The organism is Actinoallomurus acaciae (assembly GCF_042429965.1).
Taxonomy (GTDB): domain Bacteria; phylum Actinomycetota; class Actinomycetes; order Streptosporangiales; family Streptosporangiaceae; genus Actinoallomurus; species Actinoallomurus acaciae.
The window spans coordinates 19914-45602 of sequence record NZ_JBHLZP010000009.1 but is presented as its reverse complement, the minus strand read 5'-3'; the positions used below and the strand labels follow the sequence as shown (position 1 = coordinate 45602).

Here is a 25689-nt window from a genome sequence, read left to right as displayed (position 1 = left end):
CACCCGCCCATCCAACGATCACCCAGACCACCGGATCTACCACTCCAGAAGACCGTGCTCAAAAAGCAACAGCCACGGTCCCCGCGCGGGTGTCCCAGTCTCGTTCCCGATACCCGTTACGGCTGTTGACACGGCCCTCGGAGCGTTCGCCGTAGCCAGCACCGCACATCGCATCGGCTTCGGCCGACATGAGCGCTTCGGCCATCGTCTTGACCATCGACCGCAGCAGATCCGGCTCACACGCACCGATCTGCTCGGCGAACCAGCTTGCAGGGTCCACACTGTTACCCACGGCCATCGCGTTGTTCCCCTTCGTTGATCATCCATCTCGAAGGATCACGCGATGGCCGTCTCAATTCACGACGCCACGCCTTCTGCCAGCGGAAACCCATACACCACGTCCGTGGACGCAACCCGTGCGGGCCCCGGCGGCATGCTGATGCGCCCGGACGATCGTGGAGTCCACGCTCACATCCCAGATGATCAACCCAGCCATATCTGCGCGGCCTGCAGGCCACCAACGATCCGCTCCCACACGCCGGAACGCTGCCATCCGCGGAACAACCCATACACCGCCTGCCAGGAGCCATAGCATTTCGGCACACCCCGCCACGGCGCGCCAACCCGCACCCGCCATCGGATCCCATCGACCAACTGCCGCTTCGTCCACCTCGACGACCGGCCTGGCCTCTTAGCCGCGGGTAGCAACGGCTCCAGCCGCGCTCACTGCGCATCACTCAGGTCGAACCGCCTCGTCACCGCTAGGGTGGCCACGAGGCCACCGGTTACAGGTTCTGCTTGGTCGCTGAACCACCTACCGGAGGCCTCACTGCTAAACGATCAGGAAGCGCCGCACCCCAGACAAACCCGACTTCAAAACACGGCCTACATCCGGTTCTGGTGAGCCGAGTCGTGAGCAGGACGGGAATGCCCCATGGTGCTGATTAACGTTGTCATCAATCGTGTGTCTTAGTGAGTATCTGTTCAATAGTGTGCTGATAAATAGGCCAACCCTTGTCAAGACCTCCCGCCCATTCCCATTCGAACCGGTTGGCGCCGAATTCGGCGGCCTCGGGGATTCTGCCCAGCGCTTCGGCGATTTGCAGGAAGTAGACGCTGGCGGCCGCCAGCCGAGATTGTTGGCGGAAACGGTTAGCGGCGGGGAAGTCGGTGATGCGGAGGAGCTCGTCATAGCGCTGACCGCCGAGCCGGGCGTATACGGCGTCGACGAAATCGTGCGCATCGATGGGGAGAAGGTCGACGCGGCGCGTAACAGCGGGCGCCTTCTCCCCGACCGCCGTGTATAGCGCGGTGAGGTCTCCGTTGAACCAGTGGTTCGCGGCAGGTGTCGCGAACCGGGCGAACTGCCGGAACGTAGGTGCCTTGCCTTTGGCCGCGAGGAAGCGGTGCAGTTCCCGGGCGGCGGTGGTGAGCTCGTGATTCCAGCGGTAATACAGGTACTCGGCTAGGTAGCGTCGGGTCCATCCGCGGCGGTGACGGGTGATGATGTCTCGAAGGATCTCAAATCCGGCGCGGCGCTGTCCGCCTCCGGTGACCCGGATGCCGATGTGTCCATCCGGCAACGGCAGTTCGTGGGTGTAGGACTCGAGGTCCTCGGGCGGCCCGAGGTAGCGCTCGGCCTGTGCGAGCTCGTCGAACAGGCTTGGGTGAATGGGGGTTTTCGCGTCGGCGAGGGCGGTGAGGTCGCGCTCATGGTAACTGCCTAGGCCGGTCAGCGGTGTTCGTGAGGAGGGGCCTTCGCAGACATACCATGCGGTGAGGGCGACACCGTGCCAGAAGGTGAGCGCGGGACCGAGCGTTTCGGCCATGAGTTTGTGCGGGTATGGCTCGCTGACGATCGTCTCTGGCCAGCGCGGCAGGGTGATGCCGTCCCAGAGTTCGTTCACCTCGCTGACGAGTTCTGGGGTAAGAAGCTTTCGGTACAGCCGTGGGACCGGCCCCGGCCCGTATCCGATGCTGTAAAGACCATCCTCGACTAGCCCCCACAGCGAGGGCATCCCGGTGGCTTGCCGAGCATGGATGGTGTCGAACTGATTCCACCATCTCGTCAACACCTCGACGCGTCGCTCTACGGGTGAAACGGGGCCGCCTTGGCCGGTGAAGGCGGCCAGCATCGCTTGCACGTCCTCGACCTCCAGCCCGTGCTCTGCGGCGGCAGTAGCCGCTTTGGCCGATCCACCGACATAGAGCTTTGGTTTAGGCAGAGCGGTGACGATCTCTTCGTTGGCGTTGGGGGGAAGCTGGAGGTAGTCCAGGAAAGCCAGCCAGTCCCCGCCGAAGTAGGCGGCCAATGTCGGTTGCAGGGATCGTGTTAGCACTTGCCGGGCGAGCGGAGTCCCGGATCGGGACTTTTTAACGGTTTTGGCGGCCAGTGTTCTTATTCGATCAGCGCGAAACCGCGCGGCGATTTGTCGTGGGTCGTGATTCGTGAGGCGATCCAGGAGTGCTACTCGCGCCTGAATCTGGCCGTTGCGGTCAAGACTGGTCCATCCGCCACGGTAGGCGAACAGCGAGATGGCAGGGTCGATCTGGATTCCCAGGCGCCGATAGGCGTCCAAGATCGCATTCCAGGTCTGCTGCTGCGTTTCGGCTGACTGCACAGAGCCAGCTGCACGTTCGGTGATCGGCGCCATCAGCGTGTCGAACAGTGCGATGAACAGCGCCCACGTCGCCAGTGCATCCGGCGTCGAAGCCAGGTGCAGGCGGGCAACATCGTGGCCCGCGGCGGTGATCGCGTGCATCGGATGGTGCTGTAGGTAGGCGGGCATATTCATGGTGACGGGCTTCAGTGATGCCTGTTCGGGCAGAAACCAGGCACCGCGGGCTTGCTGAGCAGACAGTGAGAAGCTCTTGTCGATGAACGCGCGTTGGGGTTCGGCGACCATCGCGAAGGTGAGCAGATCGCGGTTCTTCTGCCCGCGCGGCCCGGGCGTAATGCTGATGATCTTGTTTCCGGATAGTGCCGCTGCGATCAGGGCGCCAGCTAGATCGTCGACGTCGCTGAAGAGGCCGCTGTAGCCGGCTTCGTCTTCGATGTGGAGAAGCTGCTCGGGGGCCGCGGCTGTGATCGCGGTGGCGAAGCTGAGGTCAGCCATGGGTGGCCCGGATGACGGCGACAAAGTCCTCGAACGGTCGTGGGTTCGGTGTGGAGGCTACATAGACGGCGTAACGCTGGGCGAAAGCATGCATCTCTCGTTCCTCACGGCGCGCCTCCACTCGATTGATGTCGTGGAGGAATTGCTGATGGATATCGCCCTGCTCGGTGAGAACGACCGTGTTGGGTCGGCCGACCGCGGCTCCAGAACCAGTGCGGGCGACCGAGGCGTCGGGGGTGGGAGCATCGCCGAAGTCATCGGCATCCGTGGGGTGTGGATCCATGTCGTTTTCGACGCGCAGTGTCTCGAGGTGTTGGTCTAGGCCGAGTTCGCCGTGGTGGACGACGTGGAGTTGTTGCTTCTCACCGCGTGAAGCCAGTGCCGGGTGATGAATGACCCGGATTCCCCGGCCGAGGAATTGGTAGAACTCGCCGAAGCTGCCATAGGGCCGAACCGGCACGACCACACTGATCGGGGGCAGGTCATAGCCTTGTCCGAGCATTCTCAACTGCACGATGGCCTGGAGGTTGCCGGACTCGGCTTCGAATCGCGCCCGCGTGGCGGCGATCGCCGAGTCGCTCATCGAGTGGTGCAAGGTCGCGCAGGCGATACCGTGAGCGTTGGCGATCCGGGAAATCTGTTCGGCATGACGTTGCCCGATCGCCGCGAACAGCGCCCTGGGACGGACCGGCGATAGCGCGGTGGCCTGATGGTCCAGGCTTCGTCGAACGATCTGCATGACCCGGTGAATCGGCTCTTCAGAGGTTGCGGTGACACGCGCGAGTTTGCGTTCGTCCTGCATGACCTCCAGCAGCGCGTCTTTGCCGACGATCTGCTCACGCGTGCCGTCGGGCCAGACCAGTTCATATTCGGTCTGTTCGACTCGCGGACTGAAGCGGCGGATGCGCACGTGCTTGGCATGACCATCGGCGATTGAATCGATCAGGCGGTAACGGTAGACCACGTCGGCTTCGATGCGCTTGCCGTCGGCGCGGCTGAAGCACGCGGACATAAGCAAGCGTCTGGCCAGCGAGAAATGCGCGAAGAGCCGCTGGTACGAGTCGGCCGCAGCAATATGAGCCTCGTCAACCACGATGAGATCGATGTCGTCCGGCCCGAGTTTGCCGAGCAGACCACCCTCGATTCCCGTACCAAGCGAGTGGAAGTTCGTGACGATCACGTCAGCGGCGAGGAGTGTGTCTCGGCTCACCGCCCGGATTGGCTCATCGTCGCTATCGAGTACGACAGTTCTTGGCGGTCGGCAGCCAGGAATCAGCGGGCCTTCCGGTAGCGTGTAGAGGGTGTTGCCCGCCGAGTCAGGGTCCAGCGCGGTCGCAAACGTGCCTCTGATGACACGTCCTGGAGTGACGATCAAGACCCGCCGCCGGGTGAATGCCAGGGCTGCGGCCACGCCCAGAGCCGTCTTTCCCGCACCGACCGACAGTACGCATGCCGCGTTGAGCCCGCCCCGGCGGTAGTAATTCGCCAGGGCGATCATCGCCTCACGCTGACACTCCCGCAGCGGGCGCATGTCGAGGCGCTGGCGGACAAGATCGAAATAGTCCGCTGGCGCCGCGGACGGGCGCCGAGGTGCCGTAATCAGGCCCAGCGGGTTCGGCATCATGTCGTCTGGGACGGCAACGATCGGATCAGCGATGAGGTAGGACGCCAGAGCCGGGTCGCTTCGCAGGACCGTCTGCAGTTGCGCCACGCAGCGGGATGTGTCATCACGGATCGCTTCATAGGAGAATCGCAGAACGACGTAGCCGAGACCGGCGAGATCGTTTTGCCGTATCCGGTCATAGATGAACGAAGCTCTGCTGCTGTGGTAGGCGAACCCATCAAGTTCGACCGCGACACGCAGCCGCGAACCCGCAAGCAGGAAGTCCAGCCGATACCGGCGATCTCCAACCGTCACCGGGTGCTGCCCTGTCACGTGCGAGGCGATCCCTGCGCTGGCGGCAGCGGTGAGGACCCACCGGATGAACGAATCTTCAAGAAACGACTCACCGCGTATCACATCGACTAGCCGCACCCCGCTCAAGTTCGCTCCTCCTCAAGCGCGGCGACCTTGGCGTTCAGGTCCTCGCGCCGGTATCGCTCACCGAAGCGTTCTGCTCGCCGGCAAATCGCTAAGGCATCACGCAGGGCACCTTCGCGTTCAAGTAGGGTCAGCAGCCGATCCAGGGTCGTGATGTGCACAAACCCCTTTGTGAGGTCGCGCTCGTCGAGCGCCACGGCCTGTGGGGCGGCTTCGATTAACGTCAGATCTAGGTAGGCGAAGGTCTCAACGAACCGCAAGGCCTCAAGATCGTCGCGACGACGTGACCACAACTGCTCCACTGCCTGCTGTATCAGGAAGTGGTAGTCGGATGGTTCTCCTGGAACTTCGACGCCTTCCCAGACCCAGCGCACAAGGCCGTCCCGATCCTTGGATGTGACGTCCGCGAACGCCCTTTGGTGTGCCGGTGACGCTGACGTCGTTCCTTGCGGGGTCGGCCAGGAAAGGTAACCGTCCTTCGTGCGAGGCCGTACCCGAGCGTCGGGCAGCCGAGCTCGCTTGACTCCGGGGCTGCCCGCGAATCGGATGCCGGGGATATCGGCCATCCGTGGATACCACGGATCCACTAGCAACACTCCTGTATCGGCAATGCGACCTCTCCCGCCACCAAGTTGGCGGAGTACATTCTCGTTGCATTGAGCGGCGTACGCATCCTGCGTTATCAGAATGAAAGAAGGCGGGGAGCGGGCGCCCCGACCCAAAACGGTCACTGCAGACACGCACAGCCACGATCAGGAGCAGCCGCGGGATGTTCTCAGCCCCGGACGGCGGGCGTCAGGTCAGCGTAATCGCATAGGTGCTGCAGTTGCTCAGCCGCATGCCGCCGAGCCTTCCGTGACGGAGTATCGCGCAAAGTCGCGCTCCCGCCCGTCGATGACTGCACAGACGCCGCGGAACTGACCTTCCAGGGCTGGCAAGGCGAGAGCATAGCCTTGCTGGCCAAGCACCCGTGGGAAATCGCCGAGCAGTCTGGGACCAGCCTGATCTTCCCGGAGGTAGGCCTGAGCTGCGGCAAGCTCGCGACATCGCAGCAGTGCCCCACGAACAAGTTTGTCGACTGGAGGAACTCGTCCCAACAATCCGGGCGGCGAACCTGATCACCGACGTCATGTACTGAAGTGCGTGCTCGCACCGCGAGCGAGCCTGTACGTCGCTCCCGATGCCCATTACACGTGGAGGTACGCCAGCGTGCGGGTCTGCCAGGGGGTGTGATCAGCCGGCGGGGACGTTCTTAACAATGACGCGGGTGTGGTGTTTGTCCGCGATGAGGCTGTCTTCGGCATCGGGGGCGGTCTCGGCGCGCTCCAGCGCGACATCACGGGCCGCCACCGTCTCGTCTCGCTCACCGACGGACCGTACGGCGGGCCTACTCGGCTTCAGCCCGTTGGGCGAGCGTGGCGTCCCGCTCGATTACCGCCTGATCGCGGGTCCTCCCGACGGCTTGGGCCTGGCGCAGCCCGTCGTCTTTCAGCACACCGACGGCCTGAACCGCGACGGGCAGTTGTTCGAGTAGCTGCCCGAGTGGCTCTCCGAAGCGGCGGGTGGTCTCGTCGACGAGCTGAGTCGTCCTTGACCTGCATGTGTTCCAGCAACCGGACTCAGGTGCCGTCTTCATCCCAGCGTTTGTACCGCTCATAACAGGTCTGTCAGAGCCCGCACCGCTCGGGAATGTCCCGCCACGGCGAGCAGGCCCGTAACCGCCATAAGATCCGTTGATCACCTGCCGGTGATTCCGCCACCACCGACCCGCCCATCACCATCAGGCAGCAACGGCTCGACCTGAGCCCAGGCTGCCTCGTTCTACTCACCACGACACCACAAACGATCACCAAACCCAACCACGCCAGACGATGCCCGCTGTTTGTCAGACAGGACGGGACCGTCGAGACGCTGGCGGATTTTCAATCCTCGCCTTTCGGTGCGCTGAGTGATGGCGCATGCTCGAAATGGTGGACGGTCATACCGAGGGTAAGTCGGTCCTTGCCAGCGGTGTTTACGAGGGTGCCGTAAAGGTCAGGGCGGAGGAGGAGGTCGGCTCCGTGGATGGCTGGTTCGAGTGGACTGTAGTTGCCGTCGTGGATGAGGAAGCCGCGCCATTGCCGACCGACGATTGCTGCGCCGTTGTCGTCGACGAGGACGTGACGTAGTGCTGGCGCTTCGGGGCGAAGCCCGAGGAGAGCAATGACTTCGATCCGGGGGATGAGCGTGAAGGGTTCGAGTCCAACTCCGCGCTCACGCGCTGGGGAGCCCGGTTGGCCCTCGTAGTCGATGAGTGAGGCGAGGGGCCCTCGGGCGGAGCTGATAGCGATGCGGGCATTTTCGGCGTCGAGACGTGGTGCGATGTGTTCGTAGCGGACGGCCCACGGATCCGGGGCGGCGGAGGAGAGCGGCATGCTATTCACAGGTGGCGGTCCGTCGCACGCCTCGAGTCCGGTTGCGATGAGTATTTGCCGGGCTGGGACGTCGGGGTAGCGGGTGGCGAGTGTCGCTTGCCGCTCGAGCATGCCGAGCTGGACCCATCCTTGGTAGGGCTCCTCGCTGACGCGTGCCGGCTCGCCGTCTGCACCGGTGAGTTGCCGTACATTCGCGAGGGCGACTCCGCCAGCGGGGGGCCACTCAGCGTCGTCTTCGACCCACGGGACGGGTGTCAACGACCAGTCGAGCACACTGGCTCGGGTTGGGGGCCGCGGAACCCTTGATGCTTCGCTGCGCAGCGCCCATCGCATATTCGGTGCCAAGCGTTGTGCGAGGATGTGTTCGAAGCGTCGGGGGTCTGATAGGACTCCTTCGAGCGCTCTTGCGGTCCGGATGCCGGCAGCACAGGCCTGCAGCTCGTTCTCGACGACTTCTTCGTCCGCAAGGTAAGCGTTCGGGATTCGTTGAGCCGACGGTGACCGCAGATAGTTGACCTGTTCCTGGGAGCGTTTCCCGATGTCGTCGACCTGCCCGACAAGCCGGTCGACGATTGCTTCACGCAGTCCCGGGGGCTCGTTCGCTTTCTCGATGCGGTCATCGAGAAACAGGGTCACGAGGCCGTTAGCCCGCTCTTCGGGTGTCGCCGATGTCATTCGCGCTTCTTCATCAGAGCGTGGAATGCGGCACGCACCTTCGGGGCCGGTTCGGTCGCCGGCGGGTGCGGAGCCGGACGCTCATGTGCATCCAGGATCTGGTCCGCGAGCACACGGACCGACAACCAATCCGTCCCTGCCAGTCGCGTCAACTCTGCCGCCATTTCATCAGTCATCTCACCAATCGGCAGGCAGGCGCGTATGACGTCCAACAGCCATGTGGTCCGGCCTGCATCCAGCCTTGTCCTCAGTACGTGAACGAGTGCCGCCTGCCCAATTCTCGGGCGGCACATCACCAGCAGTGTGGTGGCGACGAGCGTCTGCCGCAGGTCCGCGCGCAGCGGCTGAGCGATCGTCGCCAACGCAAGTGTCGCCAACGCAATATCCAGTGCGTCCTGCGAGTCGGGGGTCTCGGTCGGCCGGTACGTGTGGCCGCCCCGTTCCGCGATCCCTGGTAGCCGGTGTTGGATGATCGGGAACGCAGCCTCCCAGCACTGAACCGCCGTACCACCCGGCGCGCAGGTCGGCGTCGAAGCGAACGCTGCGACCACGGCCTGCGTCACTCCGTACGTGTGCTGCGCATCAGAATCGACCGTCTCGGCGATCGCCGCCGCCAGCGTCGTCTCCGCGGTAACCGAGTCCAGCGCGTGTGCGGTGGTCCACAGGTGTACGCGTTCTCGTCCGGCGAATGTGCGCCAGCCTCCTCCGCCACGGATCCGGATGTAGGCGAGCGTCAGGCAGTAGCTCGCGACCGTCTTCAACGAGTCGTGGGTGCTCTCGCAGCGGGCGGCGAGGCCCTCGCCAAGATCAGCGAACAGCTTATTGTCGGAATACCGGGCCACCTCAAGGGCGACGTCGTCAACTAGCCTGATACCCGTCTCTGCCCCATAGGTTAGGGTCGCTTCGATAATGCGCCACCCGATGGCGTTCGTGACCGCGTCAAGGTCCCATGTCGGGGCCGCGTCGTCCCGATACCGCTGGATCTCGAACTCGCGTGCCGCGAGTATCGCACCGGTCCGGCCTTCGGGGACGACGGGGCGCTGGTCGTTTATGAGCCGCTTCTGTATCTCCAGCGGGTCGGGCTTCGGGGTGGAGGCCCATGCGCTGTTCCGCTCCTGCTCCGGGCGCGGCGTCCGGGCCGGGAAAGCCGCGCCACCCAGCCGGACGACTGCATCGATAAGTTCCGGTGTCACCAGGGACTTGGGTTGGTCGCTGGAGTACAGCATCGGCTGATCGTCGTAGGTTGCCGCGACGTTGTTCGCAACGATGGCGAGCATCATGTTTGTCTGCGGGCTCTTGTCGAGCTCATCCTCAAGCCGGGTGAGGAGTTGGAGATCGGTGGTCGGACGACGCCAGTCCGTCCCGACGGTGAGGCGTAGGGCCGCCAGGACGATGGGGTCCGCTGTCATGACCTGGGTTTCGAGCAGGCGAGTGTGTGCGGTGTACGCGCGCCTGTCTTCGAACCCGACCTCGGTGAGGAGAGTGTCTGCGCCGCCGATGCCAGCAGCGGTCGGATCAATGGTTGCGGCCTTCTCCCACCACCGGTCTACGTAGTGTGAGGTGTCTCGGCCGTCGGTGTGTTGCCGTACCAAGTAGACGAGATCGACGAGCCTGTCCAGGCATGTGCGTGCGGTGTCGATGTCGACGTCCGCGATGTCGTAGATGCTCTCGATGATTTCGGAGAGGGTGGGGTCTTTGTGGCCGCCGTAGCTTGCGAGGAGCAGGCAGGCGCGGCGCCAACATTCGTCGGCTTCATCTTTCGCGCTGGCGGCGACGCAGATGCGGGCCGTTGCGAGTTCGAAGTTGGCGGTGACGCTGTATTGGGTGTTGGTGTCGCGGCGTCGGCTCCGGATGACCCTCATCAGAGCGTGGATGGCGTCGACTCCGATGTGGTCGGAGACGCGAGACAGGATTTCGAGGAGCTCGTTGGTTACAAGGGGCCCGTTCTCAGGCAGTCCGAAGTTGGTCGTGGTGGTGGTGTCGTCGCTGATGGTGACGAGGCGGGCGAGGACCGCGTCGAGGTCGCTGGGTTGGACGACTACGAGTGAGTTCTCGATGACCTTGTGGATGAGTGAGTGAATGAAATATAGGTCGCACGCTCGCGGGTCTCCGGTGAACGGATGTGCTTCTGCTGCGAGGTCTGCGAGCGCGACCAGGACGGCCGTGGAGGCAGCTTCGGGCGTGGTGACGCCGGAGGCGACGTCGTCTGCGCTGCCGATGGTCGCCGCAGCGTACCGCAGCCAGGCGCGATAGAAGCCTACGCCGGCGAGCTGGCCGGCGTACTTAAGCGAGATGGTCCGGTCGAGAGCGTGGGCGAGTGTGAGGAGCGAAAGCCACCGTTGGACGTCGGCAGGACGACCGCCGAGCACGGCGTCGGTGGCGGCCTGTACGTCCGCTTCGAGGTCGGTGGTTCCCAGCCCTGCGAGGACATCAGCGGCCGGGATGCTGTGGTTCAGGTACCCGACGATGTCGAGTGTCGGCGCAAGCGTCCACGCCTGCCGGGCGAGGTCAGCTGGGTCGGGTAGGCCGGGTGTCCCGGCTGCGGCGAGGTCGGCGAGTTTCAGGTAGATTCGGGCGGCCTTGTCGGGATCAGTCATCGCGGCGGCGACATCGGGCATGGCCCCTGCCGGGAGACCGGTGGTGAAGACTTCGACGAGGTCTTCGAGGGACGCTTTGTGGTTGAGTTCGAGGTTCTCGGCAACCTGTTCGGCCAGGTTCGGCGGGATGTCACCACGCTGGTTGCGGAGGCGGAGCGCACCCAGCTGGATGGCGAGGTGGAGGGTGCCGTCGTCGTCGGAGCTGTAGGTGGAGCGTTCGCGTTTCGATTCGGACTCTCGGGCGTCGATGTACGCCTTCCACGGGGCCGCAGCCCCGGCTCGGTCCACGGACTCACAGAGGCGGAGCCCCCACCGTGATGGGAACGTGGGCCGTCCCTCATATATAAGTCGCTCGGCTACGACGTCGGCGCCGACGACGTCCACCACGACGTCCGCGTACTCGACAATCGAGTCGGTCAGCGACTCAGTCTCGTAGGTGTCGATCGACTTGCGGGTCTCGACGCAGGTGATCAGCGTTGGCCAATCGAGCCGTGCTTCGCTTTCGCGGGCGACGATCCCGACGACCCGCTGAAGCGCCTCCGGTGGTTGGAACGCGCGGATGGCTTCGGCGACGAACCCCGGCTGGATAAGCTCCTTCAGCTTGTCGTACTGGTCCAGGTGCGCGAGGAGTTCGGGAAGGTGTCGGAACGCCCGCGCGTCGGTGAAGAACCCGCGAGCCGCGAGCCATGCGGCCGCGCTTTCACGGATGGACGCGACCCACTCGTCGTCCTGGTCGCGCAGGATGTGCCGGCTAAAGCTTTCGTGATGGATGCGCAGGCCACCGAGGCCGGGTTGCGAGTTCAGCACGGGTGCGAGCGTCTTGAGAGCGGGTCCCAGAATCGGCTTCAGCATCTGGGGAAGCAATTCGCCGAGCTCGTTGGCGGACAGCGCGAAGTCGCACACCGCGAGGGTGCCGATGGCGAACAACTGGTCCGGGGTCATCGCGCCGAGCAAGTACTCGTAGTACGCGTCGACGTCGGTGGCCGTGTCGGGGACAAGCGTCAGCCGGTGAATGATGTCGTTGACTGTGCCCGGGGCTTCGTCGTCGTCGAGCGGCGAGGTGCGGGTCGCGTACCGGCAGAGGTAGGTGGCGTATAGCGCGTTGCCGCCGGAGCGGTCGTGGATTAGGTCGACGATCACATGTTCGTCATCGTCATCGTCATCGAGCGGCTCGTTCCCTCCGGGTTGCGTGAGTAGCTCATGCGTGGTCGCGAGGGTGCGGATCTCCTCCCACGACATGCGGGGCATCTGGACGGGACCGGAGGTCGCGGGTGCTGCGTTGGCGAGGTGGGCACCGGGTTGGCTGGCGATGAGCATGCATACGCCAGGCGGGAGGTCGATGGCGGCAAGCTGTTCGACCAGTAGGCGGGAGGGGTCCATCTGCTGGCTGGTACGCCGGCCTAGGACTCGGTCGACGTGGTCGAGACCGTCGACGATGAGAAGTACGCTCCGCTCGGGGTGCGTGTCGCGGCATGCCTGGACCGCGGCTGTGAGCGCTTCCGGGGTAGCGGCGAACCTGGGCCGGAGGTTTGTGGTGGCATCGGGTACGACTTGTTCGAGCTGCCGCAGAAGGCTTCCGATGACAACGTCGGTGAGGACGCGTTCCTCTCGGTTGATGTCGGTGGCACCGAGCCAGCAGTGGTGCCGGGCAACAATCCAGTCTTCGTCGCGGTAGGCGTCTGCGAGTTGTTCGCACAGCCAGGACTTGCCAACGCCGGGCTCGCCGGTGACAACGACGCGGCCACCGGCGGAGACGACGGTGTCGACATGCATGCGCACTTCGGCGGCAGCGCTGGCCCGGGGCACGACGACGGTCGTTTCGATAGGGTGTCCTTCGGCGACGGCACCGAAGTCAGTAGTGAGCCCGACTTGGGGTAGAACGCGTTCCTGTGCGACGTTCCCGTCGCGTGCTCGGGCGCCGGTGGCTGCGTGCGTCAAGGCGAGCGCCGCGTATTTGGGTGGGATGTTGGTGTTGGGGGTGCGGCCAGCGCCGAGCTCTTCGACAACGCGACGCAGGAGCGCGCGCTCAGCGGGACCGGGCGCGGAGAAGTCGAGCGTCGAGGCCGGGGCGCTGGTGTCGATCGTGAGGTACTCGCATGCCGTGCGGATCTGCACTTCAGTGAGTCCGGTAAGACGCGTCTTCCAGGGTTCCCTTTCCTGGAGGGCCGTCGGGTCGAACTTGAACCTGCGGGTGGCGACGCCCGGTAGCGGGTCGCCGGGGTCGTATGCCGCGTTGATGGCTTTTAGCACGGCGGCGAGGTCCTCATCCGGGTCGCCGTCGCGGACGATGACCCGGTACGTAGTGCCAGGGTGCTGCTCCAGGTCGCACAGAAGATCGCCGTACAGCAAGTCGAGCCGGAGACTCCGTCTGTTTCCGGAGAAGCTGTCCTTCGAGAGCTTGCGGTCGAGACTCGTGTGCTTGATCTGAATGCGGACCCGCCGACCGGTTTTGTAGCTGATAGTCAGGTCATCGAACCGGTCACCGGGAAACCCCTTGGTGTCGACCGTAATTTTTCCGGCGGTGCCTAGCATCAGGTCGACGAGGGCAATGCCGGTGATGAGGTCTTGGTATGCGTAGCCGTAGTGTGTCGCCCTCAGGTCCATGCGTGTCCTCGAACTGGTCCCAGTCCGGCAAGTTGGGTACCGAAAGGGGGTCCCCGTCGTGCTCGGCTGGCTCGATGATGGCACGCGGGACCGACAGAGTTGTGTCCCACCGAGCAGGTCAGGCGGTAAGGATTTAAGACGGCATCAGCATCCGCTCATGCCGCAGACCGGCACTGTGCTCTGCGAGTCCGAGATGTGGATGACCAGCCGAAGTGCGAAGCCACCTTCGGTTTGGCGTGGGTGTCCCAGCAGAGTGCCGGTGATCAGCTCGTCTCAGCCACTCTTGGCGCTGGGCTCATGTCGCGCTTCAGGTCTCTGGTGTGAGGCGGTTGATGAGGAAGTCACCGACCTGCTTGTAGGCCGCGATCTCGTTGTTGCGGTTGGTGAAGCCGTGGCCTTCGTCCTGGTAGACGATGTAGTGGACATCGACGTTGCGGCCGCGGAGCTTGTCGACGAGTTGGTCGGCCTCGTCTTGGGGGACGCGGGGATCGCGGGCGCCCTGGATGGCCAGCAGGGGAGCGGTGAGCCGGTCGACGTACGTGATGGGTGAGTGCTCGGTCAGGAACTGCGCATCGGCTACAGGGTCGCCGAGGACGATATTGACGAAGGCTCGCCAGGTGGGTGGGCAGGCGGCGGCGAGGGTGACCAGGTTGGATGGGCCGTACAGCGATATTCCGGCGGTCCAAAGGTCGGGTAGCCGGGTCAGGCAGGAAAGCGTGCCGAATCCGCCGTACGACGCGCCGGCCACGGCGAGGCGGCCGGAGTCGATCCAGTTCAGCGACGAGATGTAGGCCGTGGCGTCCTCGAAGTCGCGAAGGTCGATGCCGCCCCAGTCTCGATAGATCAGGGTGCGGAAGGTGACTCCGTACCCGGTCGAGCCGGCGGCGTTGGGTGCGTAGATCGCGATTCCGTGATTCAGCAGGTACTGGTAGAGGCCCGATCGTTCGTAGGTGAAGCGCTCTTGGGCCTCGGGGCCGCCGTGGATCCATATGACGACGGGGAAGGGGCCCTCCCCGTGCGGGCGGTACAGCAGTCCGTGTACGTCTCGGCCGTCTCGTGCGGTGAAGGTGACCGTCTGCGGTTCGATGGGCTCGATGGTGGCCAGCGCGGGTGGGCGGCTGTCGGTGAGGTAGGTGAGGTCGCCGCCGGCCAGGTCGAGGACGGCGATCTCGGCCGGGCGTGTCGCAGTTTCGAGGTGAAGGGCGGTGATCTTTCCGTCGCTGGAGAGGTCAATCGCGTTGATGACGCCGGGCGGGAGCGGCGGCTGGGTCGACGCGTTGTCTCCTCGTCGGACGTTGAGCACCGATCGGCCGTTCTCGTTGACGATCCACAGCAGCGTTTCGCCGGCCTCCCGTACGGTCTCGATGTCCCAGTCGGCGGTGACGGCGGGTCGCAGGCTCTGGTCATCCAGCGAGTAGCGAGCGCCGACGATGAACTCGCCCCAGACGGTGGTGAGCAGGTAGAAGGCGCGCGAGTCTGGGGTCCAGCCGACGGGGTCGAAGTGGGCGCTCCCGTCCGTCACCTTCACCGGCTCGGCGTCCGGTTTTGCGAGGTCGATGAGGTAACAGTCAGAGTCGATGTTGGAGTTGAAGCCCTCCACCACCAGCCAGCGGCCGTCCGGGGAGATGCGGCCGGCTTGGTAGGAGGCTTTTCCGACGGGGATGTGGCGGTGTTCCCGGCCGTCGTGGAGGTCGCGGATGATGAGGTCTTGGACGGTCTCGTCGCGGTCGTTTGCGGCGTAGATCAGGTAGCGGCCGTTCGGGTCGTACGGGTCGGCGGCGAGTCGGTACTGGCGGTTGTCGGCTGCGGAGAGTTTCTCGGGTGTGCCGCCGGCGGCCGGGATTCGGTAGATCTGGTACTGCTCGTCGCCGTCGCGGTCGGCCATGAAGACGAGGGACCGGCCGTCGGGCGCCCATGCGATCTGGCGTACGGCCTGGTCGGGGAACTCCACGAGACACCGTGGTTCCCCTCCGTGTACGGGGGCGATCCACAGCCCGTAGTGGCTGGAGACGTTGCTGGAGTAGGCGACCTTGGTGGCGTCAGGCGAGAGAGCGACGCCTGGCTGGAATCGGGCTTTGGGGACGAAGGCTGTCAGGTCGAGCATCACTGTCCCGGGGGATTGGCGCGCCGGCCCGGCCGGTGCGCGGGGTCATTGGATCCAGCCGCGGCGCATGGCCGCCACGACGATGGCGATGCGTGTGTCGACGGCGAGACGTTTCTTCAGGTTGGCGAGCCGCCGTTGCACCGTCGGCAGGCTCACCTTCAGCCGGTTCGCGATGGCCTCATCGGTCAGTCCCTGGGCGAGCAGCGGAAGGATGCGCTCTTCGACCGGGGGCAGTCCCGTGTTCGACTCCGGCCGTGTGTCCACGGGCATCGCGCGCTCCCACAGCAGCTCGAAGTACTCGCGGAGCGCACCCGCGACGACCGCCGAGCGAATGACCATCGCGCCTTCCATTCCGGTAGGCGTGAGCGGGAGCATGGCCACCGACTCGTCGGCGAGCTTCAACTTCATGCTGATCCGGGGGAGAAGGCGTGCCTCCTCGCCGTGTCGTATCGCCTCCTCGACGGTGCGCCTTCCGATGGTGTTGTCCAGCAGGGAGGCCTCATAGATCGCCCGGCATCGCAGGCTTCGCTCGAACGCCGGTGGTGGGCTGTAACCGGTCGCGTCGTCCAGCGGTGTCTCAAGCCGAGGGTTCTCTAGGCTCATCCAGTCGTCTTGTGCGATGTTGACCAGCGCGTGCGACAGGCGGGTGATCTCCGCGCGGTCCGTGACGATCTCCACCAGCCTGTGGCGGAACTCGCCAGACTGCGGTCGCGTGCGATCGATGCGCGAGAAGCGACCGTGGCCTTCCATGAGCAGCTCGCAGTCGGCGAGCAGTCGCTGTTGCCTTTTTCGCAGAACCCCCTGAAGCGCCATCTCGGGCGGCGCCGGTACGAAGTGAGGCGGATTCGGGCTCGCCGAGCCGACGTGAGCCATCCCGCAATCGAGCAGTTCCTGGAGCATCTCGGGACCGCCGACGAACTGCTCGGCCTCCGACGCGGGGCACCCATCGGCGGTGACAAGCTTCTCGAACACGGCCAGAACATCGTCTCTGACCAGGCCTTCGAAGAGCCGCTGGACCCCGCCTGGCTCCCAGGAGCTCATTCGCCGACTCCTTCGATCCTTGCGAATTGGACCAAGGTGTCGAAGTGCGTCGATTTGCCATGACAGGCCGAGTGCCGAGTGCTGATGCGATCACCTCACTAACAACTTTTAGTCATCGTACATGCGCGCATCGTAGTCATCTGTGACCTGTGTGCGACGGCATGAACGGATGGCCTTGAGCCGTGGGCCTTGAGAAGCGATGACCGTCGGCGTGCTGCGTACCGCTCGGTGAGTCGACGGAAGGCGGTTCTGGCCGCGACGGTGATGAGAACCCATCACTGCGGCGTGCTCCCTCTTCTCTGCAGGTCAGACACCCAGTTGCCTTGACTGGCGAAAGCCCGGCACATGGCCGCGTACATCGGGGGGTAAGGCGCATGGCCACCAGAGATCGTGAGGTGAAGGTCGCGAGGCGGCTTCCGTCATTGGCTGTCCTCGTCTGCTCGGCGTTGTTGGCGGGGGCGCCACAGCCGCAGCAACGTGTCGAGGAGATCGCGCACACGACGTCAGTCAGCCGACCGTCCGGCGTCGGCTGCGTGCCTGACGGGATCCCTCCGGAGGGTCAGGCGTACGCGCAGATGGTCTGCCGGGAGATCAGCCCATGGCTTCCCCATTACGCCGGATCAAATGAAGCGCACATCGTGCGGTCCGGTGGTCCCCGCGCGACACTGCGTCAGCGCGTACGACATGCCCCAAAATCCACTTTCAGAGCGCACCGAGAGGCGACGGCCGGCAGGAGGCATCCCGGCGCGACCGGAGTGCGTACGCCTCGTACGAGGCCGCTGACTCCGCAGCATGTCTCGACCCACGCCCCGATCTCCCCGTCCAGAAGCGTAGATCCGCGACCTTCTCACCGCCCTCGCCCGGAGCCGTCACCGGACCCCAGTATTGCCAGGCAAGTATCACCGCCGCGCTTCGACGCTTCCCGGCCTGCGGTCGTGTCATCGTCGTTGTCCCTGAGGCGCCGTACGGAAAAGCCGATGCGGCTTCCGCTGGCAGTCGCGGTTCTGTTGATGCTCGCGATCTCGATGCTCGTGCTCAGCGCCGGTCGCTTTTCGGCTCTCGCGCGGCACGTGGGCCGGCTTTCACGACTGAGGCCCATCCGCCGTGCACCGGACGTAGAAGAGGTCGTTGCCGATGCCACAGATGAGATAGTCCGACGCCCCGAGGTGCGACCGGACCCCGGCGAACCCATCCAGGGCTGGTCCTGTGCGGGGTCGATCGCTGTGAATGTGGCGTCTGCTGGAGGCGTGATCGGGGTGTGCGGCACCGGTGTCGTACGTGCAGCGCTGAGGGCCCTGACCGCGTCGAGCCGTCACACCGTCATCATCACCGCCGACTGCGCGCGAGAGCTGTACGGGGAGGGCGCCCCTCCCGAGCACGCGACGCAGGCGGCCACGCTCGACGAGGCGATCGGTCTCGTGCACGCCGCGTCGCTCGAACGGATCAGAAACGAAGAAGACGGCGGACCGGAGAACGACGGACGCCAGATCTGGCTATGCGCGAAAGCCGACGCCCAGCAAGTCCGGCTTCGCTCCTTGTTCCGAAGCGCCGACCGATACGGAGTCCACGGCGTATTGCTCGGATATTGGCCCTACGGCTTGTCTCTCACTGTTGACGACGACGGAAGGATCCTCTCCGCTCCGCCGAATGCTGAGGAGCTGACCGGCTCATACCTTGCGACGATCCCACCGGAAGTGACCGAGGCGTCATTCCCTCGCGCGTTGCCTGAGACGGTCGGGGCGAACACCGATACGCCGCCCAGCGGTGCAGAGGCGACGCGGACCGCGACGGAGGCGACGACAGGGTTGCGTCTGCTGATCCTCGGCCCGGAAGCCATCCAGGCTGATGGCGACGAACTGCCGGGCCTCATGGAACGCCGATTCTCATGGGAAGTCGCAACGTACCTCGCCTGTCACCCGGACGGCGCCACAGCAGAGGCCATCATCGAGGATCTGTGGCCGAGTGAACCCCTGATGAGCGCCCGTAAGCGGTTCACCGACGCTGTCTATCACCTACGATGCGCACTAAGAGCCGCGAGCGATAAGCCTCAGGAGAAGTTCGTGCTTCTCCGCATGAACCGCTACAGGCTCGATGAGAACGTGTTGAGCGTCGATCTGTGGGACTTCAACGCTGCTGTGATCGCCGGCCGGTCCGCATCGGATAACGCCGAACGTCTGGCTCACTATCGGCGAGCGGTCGAGCTCTACCGCGGTGAGTTCGTTCACGTAGGTGACGGTCTATGGGCCGAGACGTTCCGGCATGATGTCCGCCGTAAGGCCCTTGCTGCGTTCGAAGGGGCCGCCTCGCTGCAGGAGCAGCAGAATCCGGCGATGGCGATCACGATGCTGGAAGGCGCTCGCGAGATAATGCCGTGGAGCGAAGAGGCCGATCGCCGCATCATGCGGATCTACCAGCGACTCCATCGCATGGATGACGTTAGAATCACCTACGAGGCGCTCACTGAGCGACTTGCTCGCCTTGGCGAAAAGCCAAGCGCTGAGACCAGCGAGCTATTGCGTGCGATGGCAGCCGGTGACTCGATGAACTGACGGTCGAGCATCCTCGTGGCGTCATCGGCCGCCCTATCGGACGACCCACCGGCTCGATCACCTGCTTAGAGTCGGTGACGTCGACCTGTGCATTCGCCCTAGTCATAGACGCCCCGAGCCTGCCGGATGGCCGTCGCGACACACGGGGTGATGAAGAGTCCTTGCCAGATGTTCCGGCCGATGCCGCCGACGGCTGCTGTCTTTCGACACCCTAATACCCAACTAATTCACTTCTCCTCAAATTCGATTCAACATGCTGTCAACCTATTTCGTTCTCTCGTTGCCGCTCACGTGTGTCTGTCTGCATGAAATGCAATGGCTCTGACCTGGGAAAACGCTGGAATCTTTGCTGTCCGGGGGGCTCCCAAGCGTGAGCTTATGTGGTCGAATAGAAGTAGCGAAAGGGAAGTGATCGCGGGGGTGGGGAATGTCGAACGAGGTTACTCGGGAACTGCTCGTCATCGTCGATGCGCCTGACCTGTTGCCAGAAGCCCACACACAAAGCTGCGACCGGATGGCTGAGTTCGTGCCATGCGTGTCCGCGAAGCGTGGTGCCCAGTGCTCCGGATTCGTGTCCGATCTCGATGAGGTGCGAGAGCGCTTCCCCTCCGTCGTATGGTGCGAATGCATGGACGATGTCCTTTCCCGTGGCGTCGAGAGCGACACGTCCTTCACGGACGGCTTGGAGCACATCCAGACGATCCAAAGTGCTGGCCAGTCGGTGGATGTGTACTACCAGTGGGAGTACGAGGGTTACGTCTTCGCTATAGACGGTCGCGTCGGTGCGCGTCTGTCGTTCGATGCGATCAGAGACGAAGAGGCGCGACCTTCAATCTTTGCCGAACGTGCTGCATGCGCGGTCAATGCAATCCGCTGGGCGGAGCAGGACTGGAAAAACCGTAAAGCTCACCCAGCGTCCTGATCGGATCTGGCGGGCCAGAATCCTAAACATCATCTCTTGGGGGAGAGATAAATGTCATCAACTCACGTGCTCGACCTGTCCGTCGATACTTCGGCGCGACTGGCTCTGCTATGGCGTATAGACGCCGATCACATTCTTGGTATCGGAAGTGACGGTCGTACCAGTGATGGTCGCATTCGCTATGCGTATCACCTGTCCCGCAACGGAAGCACGATCTTCGAAGGCCGTGACTTCTGCTCGGGGAGCACAGCAAAGCCCACCGTCGAAGCGCTCTCCCACGCCGCAGGATGCCTTCTCGGCTTCCTGACCGTGCGGCCCGGAGACGTCGAAGACGACTACTTCGCCGAATACACGCCCCAGCAACTCTCGTGGCGCGACGAATTCGCCGAGGAGCTGTCGATCTACGCCCAAGACCGCTCCTGCGGCTATTGCGGAGGCGATCACGATTCACCGACCCGTCTCGACTGCTGAACGCACTCGCCGGGAGGAGGTATCCCATGACCCGCAGCGTGTCACCGCAACTCACGACCACGACGCCACAGATCTACGTCGCCTTCCTGTCCGCCTACGTCGCCGGACGTCTGCACGGTGAGTGGATCGACGCGAGCCAGGACGCCGAGGAGATCCGTGCGGAGATCGCGAAGATGCTCGCGCGATCGCCGGAGCCGGACGCCGAGGAATGGGCGATCCACGACACCAGCGGCTTCGACGGTGTGCCGATGGGCGAACACGAGTCGCTAGAGCGAGTTGCCGCGCTCGCAGAGCTCCTCCTCGACTACCCAGGGACCGTCGTAGCGGCCTTCCTGGACGGGTGGGGAGAGCGTGGCGCCGATGAGCTGATCTCGGCCTTCAAGGACGCCCACGGCGGGTGCTGGACGAGCGTGGAGGAGTTCGCCGACGAAGTGCTCGTCTCCGACGACGTGAAGGAAGCGCTCGGAGAAGAGCTCTACGGCTACTTCGACCTCGCACGCTACGCGCACGACAGCGAGGCCGACGGTGGCTTCTCCACCGTCGACACTCCCAGCGGCGTGCACGTGATCTGGAAGAACTACTGAGGAGGACGCGCGATGAACAGCAACGATCATCTTGACGGCGTCTTCGGGTACGTGCGTGCCGACAAGCTCCGCCGGTGGGACGTGCTGTTCGCTCCGGTTCGCCAGGTCGTCGACGACCCGTCGACAGCGGACCCCAAGACCGTCGAAGTCGAGACGGCGATAGGCCCACAGAAATACGGCTCCGACACCCTCCTGTGGACCTATCGGCCCACCAGCACGAGAACGGGCTGCGGCGAGTGCGGTGCCGAGCCCGGTTTGCCGTGCAACCCCATGACCTGCTGCGCTCTTGAGATGCTCGCTGACCTTTCCGAGACAGTACGAGAGCACCACGCGCGCTAAACCGGGGGCTCTATGCCGTGTGGGCCGGACGGGTTGACCGTCCGGCCCACGGTCATTCACAGGTCAGCAGCCCGTCCACCACATCGGCGTGGGGCGGCCCGTGAGCCTGTGCCACGCCGTCGAGACGGCCACCATGTGCGGGGTCGGTGCGGACATGTGCTCAGTCGTGGTCGGGATGGTGGGAACCGCAGCGGCACCGGCTGCGGTCGCGGTCGTGACGCGACGAATCCAGCTGATTCCCTGTCCTGTCATGCGTTGCACACCTCTCTCCTCGGCGGCGGTGTGGGCCCGCCCTGGGCGGCGGGCCCCTCGTCCGGCCGGAGCGCCGGCCTGACGAGGTGGCGGGCATAGGGCCGGGTGAAGCCGACGACTCCGCCGGGATAGTTGCGGTAGGACTGCACGCGTACGTTCGTGCCGGTGTGGGGGGCCACGAGCATGAGGCCGCGCGGGACGTCGTAGATGATCCCGACGTGCCCCGGCCCGGAGTGACCAGGGCGGTAGTCGAAGAAGACCAAATCGCCAGGTGCTTCCTGGCCTGTCGGCACGCGCGGGCCGAACCAGTACTGGGCGTCCGACAGTCGGGGGATGGCGATGCCGGCGGAGCGGTACGCCATCATCGTGAGACCCGAGCAGTCGTAGCCGGTGGGGCCGGTGCCGCCGTAGATGTACGGCTTGCCCACCTGCGCTCTGGCGTAGGCGATGACTCTGGCCGCGATCACCGTCGGAGCGGACACCGGACCGGCGAGATCACATCCCTCGTCGCCGGTGGTCTCGGCGATCTTGCCTGCGGCGTACCCGCGCGCTTGGGCGATGACGTCGTCCACGTATGACCTGGAGTGGTTGTAGGCGAAGATCGCCTCACGTAGACGTACGGGCGCGCCGTTGGCTCTGAGGTAGCGCGCTGCGGCCGGAATGGCATCGGCGGGATTCGTGATGTCCCTGCGTCCGTCTGTGTCGCCGTCGACGCCGTACGCGGCCCACGTGGCGGGCATGAACTGCATCGGGCCGCGGGCGCCTGCGCTGGAGGTGCTCTGGTCACGTCCGTGGTGCGATTCGATGTGGCCGATGGCGGCGAGGATCGTCCACGGGACGCCGTACGCGTTCCCGGCGGCCTGGTACAGCCGGAGGTATGCCGCCGGGATGTCTTGTGCGCCGCCACCCGCGCCAGGTTGGGCACTGGCCGGACAGCCGCCGTCCACCCTGTTCCCGGCAGAGGTCAGCGCGCCGGTCGCGCCGCCGATCAAGGTCGCCATCAATACGGTTCCTGCGCCTGTCGCGGCGCCGATGACGGTCAGCGCCGGCATGGGACACCCGCCAGTTCTGTCGGGCGTGTCGTCCATGCGCTCGGCTCGAGACCCGACGATGCGGACTCGGCGCGAGCCCGCTGCTGCTCGACTGGTAGCGCGAGATCCACCAGCGAGCGCCGGTCGTCGCGGCGCAGGTCGGCCCAGACGGGACCGGCTGGATGACGACGCGTCTCGTCGTGGGAGGCGGTCAGCACGGGCACGGCTGCGGCGGAGCAGGAGCGGCGGAAGTTGGCCTCCCTGCGCGCAGAGGTGAAGTAGAAAAACAGCGGAGTGCTGATCCCCGTCGCCCGGATGAGACGTCCATAACCCTCGGTTTTGGCGACGACGCGGGACAGCGTCTCGGTGCCGTTGTCGTACTCCAAGAAGAAGTCGAGTCGGCGGTCGGCGGTGCTCCACCGGCCGTACCCGTCGGGCTGGACGAACTTCTTCCACGTGGCCGCGCACCGTGCCTCGGGCCACCACTCGGCGAGCCGACCCTGCCTGGTCGGAACCGCCAGGCGAGCGAAGAAGCCGTTGACGCCGAGCAGGTGTCCGAGCTTGGCGGACAGCATCACCGCGCCGGTCCGATCGCGTCGCCAGCCCAGCTCTTTGAGGGTGAGGCCGCGCTCAGCGGCGACCACCTCGGCGCCGGCGGTGTTCAACAGCCAGTGGCAGGGTGCGGACCCGCCGCCCGGCCGCAGCGGGCGGACCTTGGTCAGTACGTCGAGCCGGTGCAGGACGAGCAGCCGGTGATCGGCGGTATCCCGGTTACCGGCGAACGCGAGGTCGGCGACATGCTCGGTGGTGAACACCTTGTGTTCGAGGAGCATCCGCAGCAACCAGCGATCGCGAGCGGTCAACCGGGTCGACAGCAGGCTGAGCAGGTCGTGTTGCCGGGGCTTGGTAGTCACGATCGATCCCCTCGTGTGGACGTCCTAGCGCGGATCTCCTGGAAGCGGCCCCGGCATCGGGTCGGTCGCGTGCTTGCGCCCGTAGCGTTTTCGTGAGGCCTTCCGGACGGCCTTCTCCCGGCCGGGTACGGGCGGCGGTAGCGGCAGGGTCCGAAGGGTGAAGGCGTTCGTCAGCGTGCCGTGGTCGATCAGCCGCGCGGAGGCCTGGAAGGCTCCGAGATTGGCGAGGTCGTGGGCGCCCAGCTGCGGTGCCATGTGGCGTTCGAGGTGGCGGGCGTCGCTCGGAGACACCGTGAAGATCACCTTGTTGCGAGCGTTGGCGGCGATCGCGTCCCGCAGCTCCTGCGGCAGCTGGGTGAGGTTCTGATGGGCGAGGATCAGAGCGGCCCGGTAGGAACGCGCCTCGGCGAGCATGTCGTCGAGGCCGTGCGGAAGCGTGAGGAAGTTCTGGCACTCATCCACGTAGACCGCGCAGTCGGGCCGGTCGGCCTCGGGGCGCCGCGCGCGGGCCTGGACGGCCTGCCAGGTCTTGGCCAGGATGAGTGATCCCAGGAGCCGGGAGGTGTCGTCCCCGAGCATCCCTTTGGGAAGGCGCGCGATGAGCAGGCCGCCGGTGTCGAGAAGCCGGCCGATGTCGACGGTGCTCCGGCCCGCGGCGAGGACGTCGCGGGCGAATCCGCGCAGCAGGACCGCGCGGAGCTTGTTCATCACCGGCCCGGTCACCTGAGCGCGCTGGGCGTCGGACAGTCTCTCGTACCAGTTCCAGAAGTCGGCCACGAAGGGGTTCCTGACCTGGGTCACGGCGCGCGCCCGGTACGTGTCGTCGTCGAGCAGCCGGGGGACGTCCGCCAGCGTTGCGTCGGGACTGGCCGTGGCGGTCAGGAGGGCCGAGCGAAGGATGTCATCGGTGCGAGGTCCCCAGGAATCGGCGTAGATGCGTCGGAAGATCCCGACTACGACGTCCGCCGTCAGTTCCGGGTTGGCGCCGTCGAGGATGTTCACGCATGGGGGCGGTGCGCCGTCGTCGGGATCGATCAGCGCCACGTTGCCGACCATGTCTTCGGGGAGGCGCGAGAGAAGGAGCGTCGAGTCGCCCTTGGGTTCGATGGAGACGAAGCCGCGTCCTGACCGCGCGTCGTCGAGTTGCATGGACAGCAGGCCGGTCGTCTTTCCTGTGCCGGTCTCGCCGATCACGTGGAGGTGGTGGCGGGCGTCGGCGACGCGTACGCCGACGGTCCTGCGCGGGCCCGCCTCGGCTTTGCCCAGCATCCTGACGCCTGGGCCGGCGGACGGTACGGCCGGTGGCGGCGGGGTCGGTCTGGCGCCGGCACGGTCCAGTCCGGGCACCGTCTCATCGATCGGGACGTGGCAGAGTGCGGCCAGCTCCGGCACGGACAGCAGGTCTCCATGTCCCATCCGCCGTGTCCGCAGTGCCTCGCAGGCGTGGAGCCGCTGGCGGCGTAGGTAGTTGAACCCGGTGTAGGCGGCGTACGAGGAGGCGATGGCGTGTGCCCGGCCGTGTGACCACGCCTGGCCGCGGGGGCTGGTGTCGCCGGTGGCGACCACGTACCGTACGACGGTCTCCAGCCGGGGACGCGATGCCTTGGCCAGGATGGCGCGCACCTCGGCAGTCGTCTCGGCAGGTCGCGCTCGTGGGCCGTCGACCGTGCCCACGGGCAGCAGCTTGAAGAGGCCGGCCTTGACGCTTGTGACGGCACCGGGCGAGCGGAGCGCGGTCGCGTACCGCCCCGCTCGGCGGAGCCTGCGGCCGGTGACCGGCCGGGCGAGCACCTGGACGATCACGGTCTCCGAGGCGGTGAGCGATCCGGCGGCGGCCAGCAGTCCGCGGAGCGGGTCGATGTCGAAGTCCGAGCGCAGGGGATAGTGGTCGGGGCGGGCGAGCAGGAGCCGACCGGCCGCAGCGTGGGCGAGTGACATGGTCGGCTGATCCGCCGCATGGGCGGTACGGGTCGCCGCGCCTGGCCACGATCCTTCGATCGCCCGCTCGACCAGCCCAGGTGGGACAACTCCAGGG

At 65.3% G+C, this 25689-nt stretch carries 18 protein-coding genes and 1 pseudogene; 6 read left to right on the top strand and 13 right to left on the bottom strand.

The features are described from left to right. Nucleotides 1-64 precede the first annotated feature (64 nt). The 10 genes and pseudogenes from ACFFNX_RS02990 to ACFFNX_RS02945 form a co-directional block, all read right to left on the bottom strand. Nucleotides 65-298 (bottom strand): annotated as a pseudogene (locus ACFFNX_RS02990) (transposase); the annotation flags it as partial. Between the two features lie 185 nt (nt 299-483). Then, nucleotides 484-717 carry a transposase gene (locus ACFFNX_RS02985; protein ID WP_378194645.1) on the bottom strand — a complete coding sequence of 78 codons (234 nt, stop codon included), beginning with the start codon at nt 715-717 and terminating at the stop codon, nt 484-486. A gap of 239 nt (nt 718-956) precedes the next feature. Continuing rightward, nucleotides 957-3116, bottom strand: coding sequence for a hypothetical protein (locus tag ACFFNX_RS02980; RefSeq protein WP_378194636.1), 2160 nt, complete (start codon nt 3114-3116; stop codon nt 957-959). After that, complete coding sequence (locus tag ACFFNX_RS02975; protein ID WP_378194642.1) at nt 3109-5151, bottom strand: DEAD/DEAH box helicase family protein; 2043 nt, start codon at nt 5149-5151, stop codon at nt 3109-3111. Before ACFFNX_RS02975 ends, ACFFNX_RS02980 begins: the two co-directional genes overlap by 8 nt. Nucleotides 5152-5156: 5 nt before the next feature. After that, nucleotides 5157-5531: a hypothetical protein gene (locus ACFFNX_RS02970; RefSeq protein WP_378194632.1), complete on the bottom strand. Its 375-nt coding sequence runs from the start codon at nt 5529-5531 to the stop codon at nt 5157-5159. 1013 nt (nt 5532-6544) lie between these two features. Beyond that, nucleotides 6545-6793 carry a hypothetical protein gene (locus ACFFNX_RS02965; protein WP_378194629.1) on the bottom strand — a complete coding sequence of 83 codons (249 nt, stop codon included), beginning with the start codon at nt 6791-6793 and terminating at the stop codon, nt 6545-6547. Nucleotides 6794-7079: 286 nt separating this feature from the next. After that, nucleotides 7080-8246: a hypothetical protein gene (locus ACFFNX_RS02960; protein WP_378194626.1), complete on the bottom strand. Its 1167-nt coding sequence runs from the start codon at nt 8244-8246 to the stop codon at nt 7080-7082. Continuing rightward, a complete protein-coding gene (locus ACFFNX_RS02955) occupies nt 8243-13447 on the bottom strand; it encodes an NACHT domain-containing protein (protein WP_378194623.1) in 5205 nt (1734 codons plus the stop codon). The genes ACFFNX_RS02960 and ACFFNX_RS02955 overlap by 4 nt, the downstream gene beginning before the upstream one ends. A gap of 307 nt (nt 13448-13754) precedes the next feature. Beyond that, nucleotides 13755-15551, bottom strand: a complete 1797-nt coding sequence (locus ACFFNX_RS02950; protein WP_378194620.1) for an alpha/beta hydrolase family protein — start codon at nt 15549-15551, stop codon at nt 13755-13757. A gap of 45 nt (nt 15552-15596) precedes the next feature. After that, complete coding sequence (locus ACFFNX_RS02945) at nt 15597-16229, bottom strand: helix-turn-helix transcriptional regulator (protein WP_378194617.1); 633 nt, start codon at nt 16227-16229, stop codon at nt 15597-15599. Between the two features lie 60 nt (nt 16230-16289). Here ACFFNX_RS02945 and ACFFNX_RS02940 point away from each other — a divergent pair, with 60 nt between their 5' ends. From ACFFNX_RS02940 to ACFFNX_RS02915, 6 genes are all read left to right on the top strand, one after another. Next, on the top strand, nt 16290-16655 hold the full coding sequence (locus tag ACFFNX_RS02940; protein WP_378194614.1) for a hypothetical protein: 366 nt from the start codon (nt 16290-16292) through the stop codon (nt 16653-16655). Nucleotides 16656-17569: 914 nt separating this feature from the next. Beyond that, nucleotides 17570-19141, top strand: coding sequence for an AfsR/SARP family transcriptional regulator (locus tag ACFFNX_RS02935; protein ID WP_378194611.1), 1572 nt, complete (start codon nt 17570-17572; stop codon nt 19139-19141). Between the two features lie 427 nt (nt 19142-19568). Further along, nucleotides 19569-20063, top strand: a complete 495-nt coding sequence (locus ACFFNX_RS02930) for a hypothetical protein (protein ID WP_378194607.1) — start codon at nt 19569-19571, stop codon at nt 20061-20063. Nucleotides 20064-20129: 66 nt separating this feature from the next. Next, nucleotides 20130-20534, top strand: coding sequence for a hypothetical protein (locus ACFFNX_RS02925; protein ID WP_378194604.1), 405 nt, complete (start codon nt 20130-20132; stop codon nt 20532-20534). Between the two features lie 26 nt (nt 20535-20560). Then, nucleotides 20561-21118, top strand: a complete 558-nt coding sequence (locus tag ACFFNX_RS02920) for an antirestriction protein ArdA (RefSeq protein WP_378194601.1) — start codon at nt 20561-20563, stop codon at nt 21116-21118. 12 nt (nt 21119-21130) lie between these two features. Next, nucleotides 21131-21457 (top strand): hypothetical protein, encoded by a 327-nt coding sequence (locus ACFFNX_RS02915; protein WP_378194598.1) that lies wholly within the window; start codon nt 21131-21133, stop codon nt 21455-21457. 248 nt (nt 21458-21705) lie between these two features. On the opposite strand, the gene ACFFNX_RS02910 is transcribed toward ACFFNX_RS02915, so the two are convergent. From ACFFNX_RS02910 to ACFFNX_RS02900, 3 genes are read right to left on the bottom strand one after another with little or no spacing between them, the layout of a single operon-like run. Then, nucleotides 21706-22710 (bottom strand): C40 family peptidase, encoded by a 1005-nt coding sequence (locus ACFFNX_RS02910; RefSeq protein WP_378194595.1) that lies wholly within the window; start codon nt 22708-22710, stop codon nt 21706-21708. Between the two features lie 38 nt (nt 22711-22748). Next, nucleotides 22749-23654 carry a replication-relaxation family protein gene (locus tag ACFFNX_RS02905; protein ID WP_378194592.1) on the bottom strand — a complete coding sequence of 302 codons (906 nt, stop codon included), beginning with the start codon at nt 23652-23654 and terminating at the stop codon, nt 22749-22751. A 24-nt stretch (nt 23655-23678) separates the two neighbouring features. Further along, a complete protein-coding gene (locus ACFFNX_RS02900) occupies nt 23679-25592 on the bottom strand; it encodes a type IV secretory system conjugative DNA transfer family protein (protein WP_378194589.1) in 1914 nt (637 codons plus the stop codon). Nucleotides 25593-25689 lie beyond the last annotated feature (97 nt).

Bases quoted from the DNA above. Each gene is read 5' to 3' on its own strand.
- ACFFNX_RS02965 (WP_378194629.1), bottom strand. From the start codon at position 6,793: ATGAAGACGGCACCTGAGTCCGGTTGCTGGAACACATGCAGGTCAAGG.
- ACFFNX_RS02930 (WP_378194607.1), top strand. From the start codon at position 19,569: ATGTCGAACGAGGTTACTCGGGAACTGCTCGTCATCGTCGATGCGCCT.
- ACFFNX_RS02935 (WP_378194611.1), top strand. From the start codon at position 17,570: ATGCGGCTTCCGCTGGCAGTCGCGGTTCTGTTGATGCTCGCGATCTCG.
- ACFFNX_RS02910 (WP_378194595.1), bottom strand. From the start codon at position 22,710: ATGGCGACCTTGATCGGCGGCGCGACCGGCGCGCTGACCTCTGCCGGG.
- ACFFNX_RS02960 (WP_378194626.1), bottom strand. From the start codon at position 8,246: ATGACATCGGCGACACCCGAAGAGCGGGCTAACGGCCTCGTGACCCTG.
- ACFFNX_RS02920 (WP_378194601.1), top strand. From the start codon at position 20,561: ATGACCCGCAGCGTGTCACCGCAACTCACGACCACGACGCCACAGATC.
- ACFFNX_RS02980 (WP_378194636.1), bottom strand. From the start codon at position 3,116: ATGGCTGACCTCAGCTTCGCCACCGCGATCACAGCCGCGGCCCCCGAG.
- ACFFNX_RS02900 (WP_378194589.1), bottom strand. From the start codon at position 25,592: ATGTCACTCGCCCACGCTGCGGCCGGTCGGCTCCTGCTCGCCCGCCCC.
- ACFFNX_RS02915 (WP_378194598.1), top strand. From the start codon at position 21,131: ATGAACAGCAACGATCATCTTGACGGCGTCTTCGGGTACGTGCGTGCC.
- ACFFNX_RS02955 (WP_378194623.1), bottom strand. From the start codon at position 13,447: ATGGACCTGAGGGCGACACACTACGGCTACGCATACCAAGACCTCATC.
- ACFFNX_RS02950 (WP_378194620.1), bottom strand. From the start codon at position 15,551: ATGCTCGACCTGACAGCCTTCGTCCCCAAAGCCCGATTCCAGCCAGGC.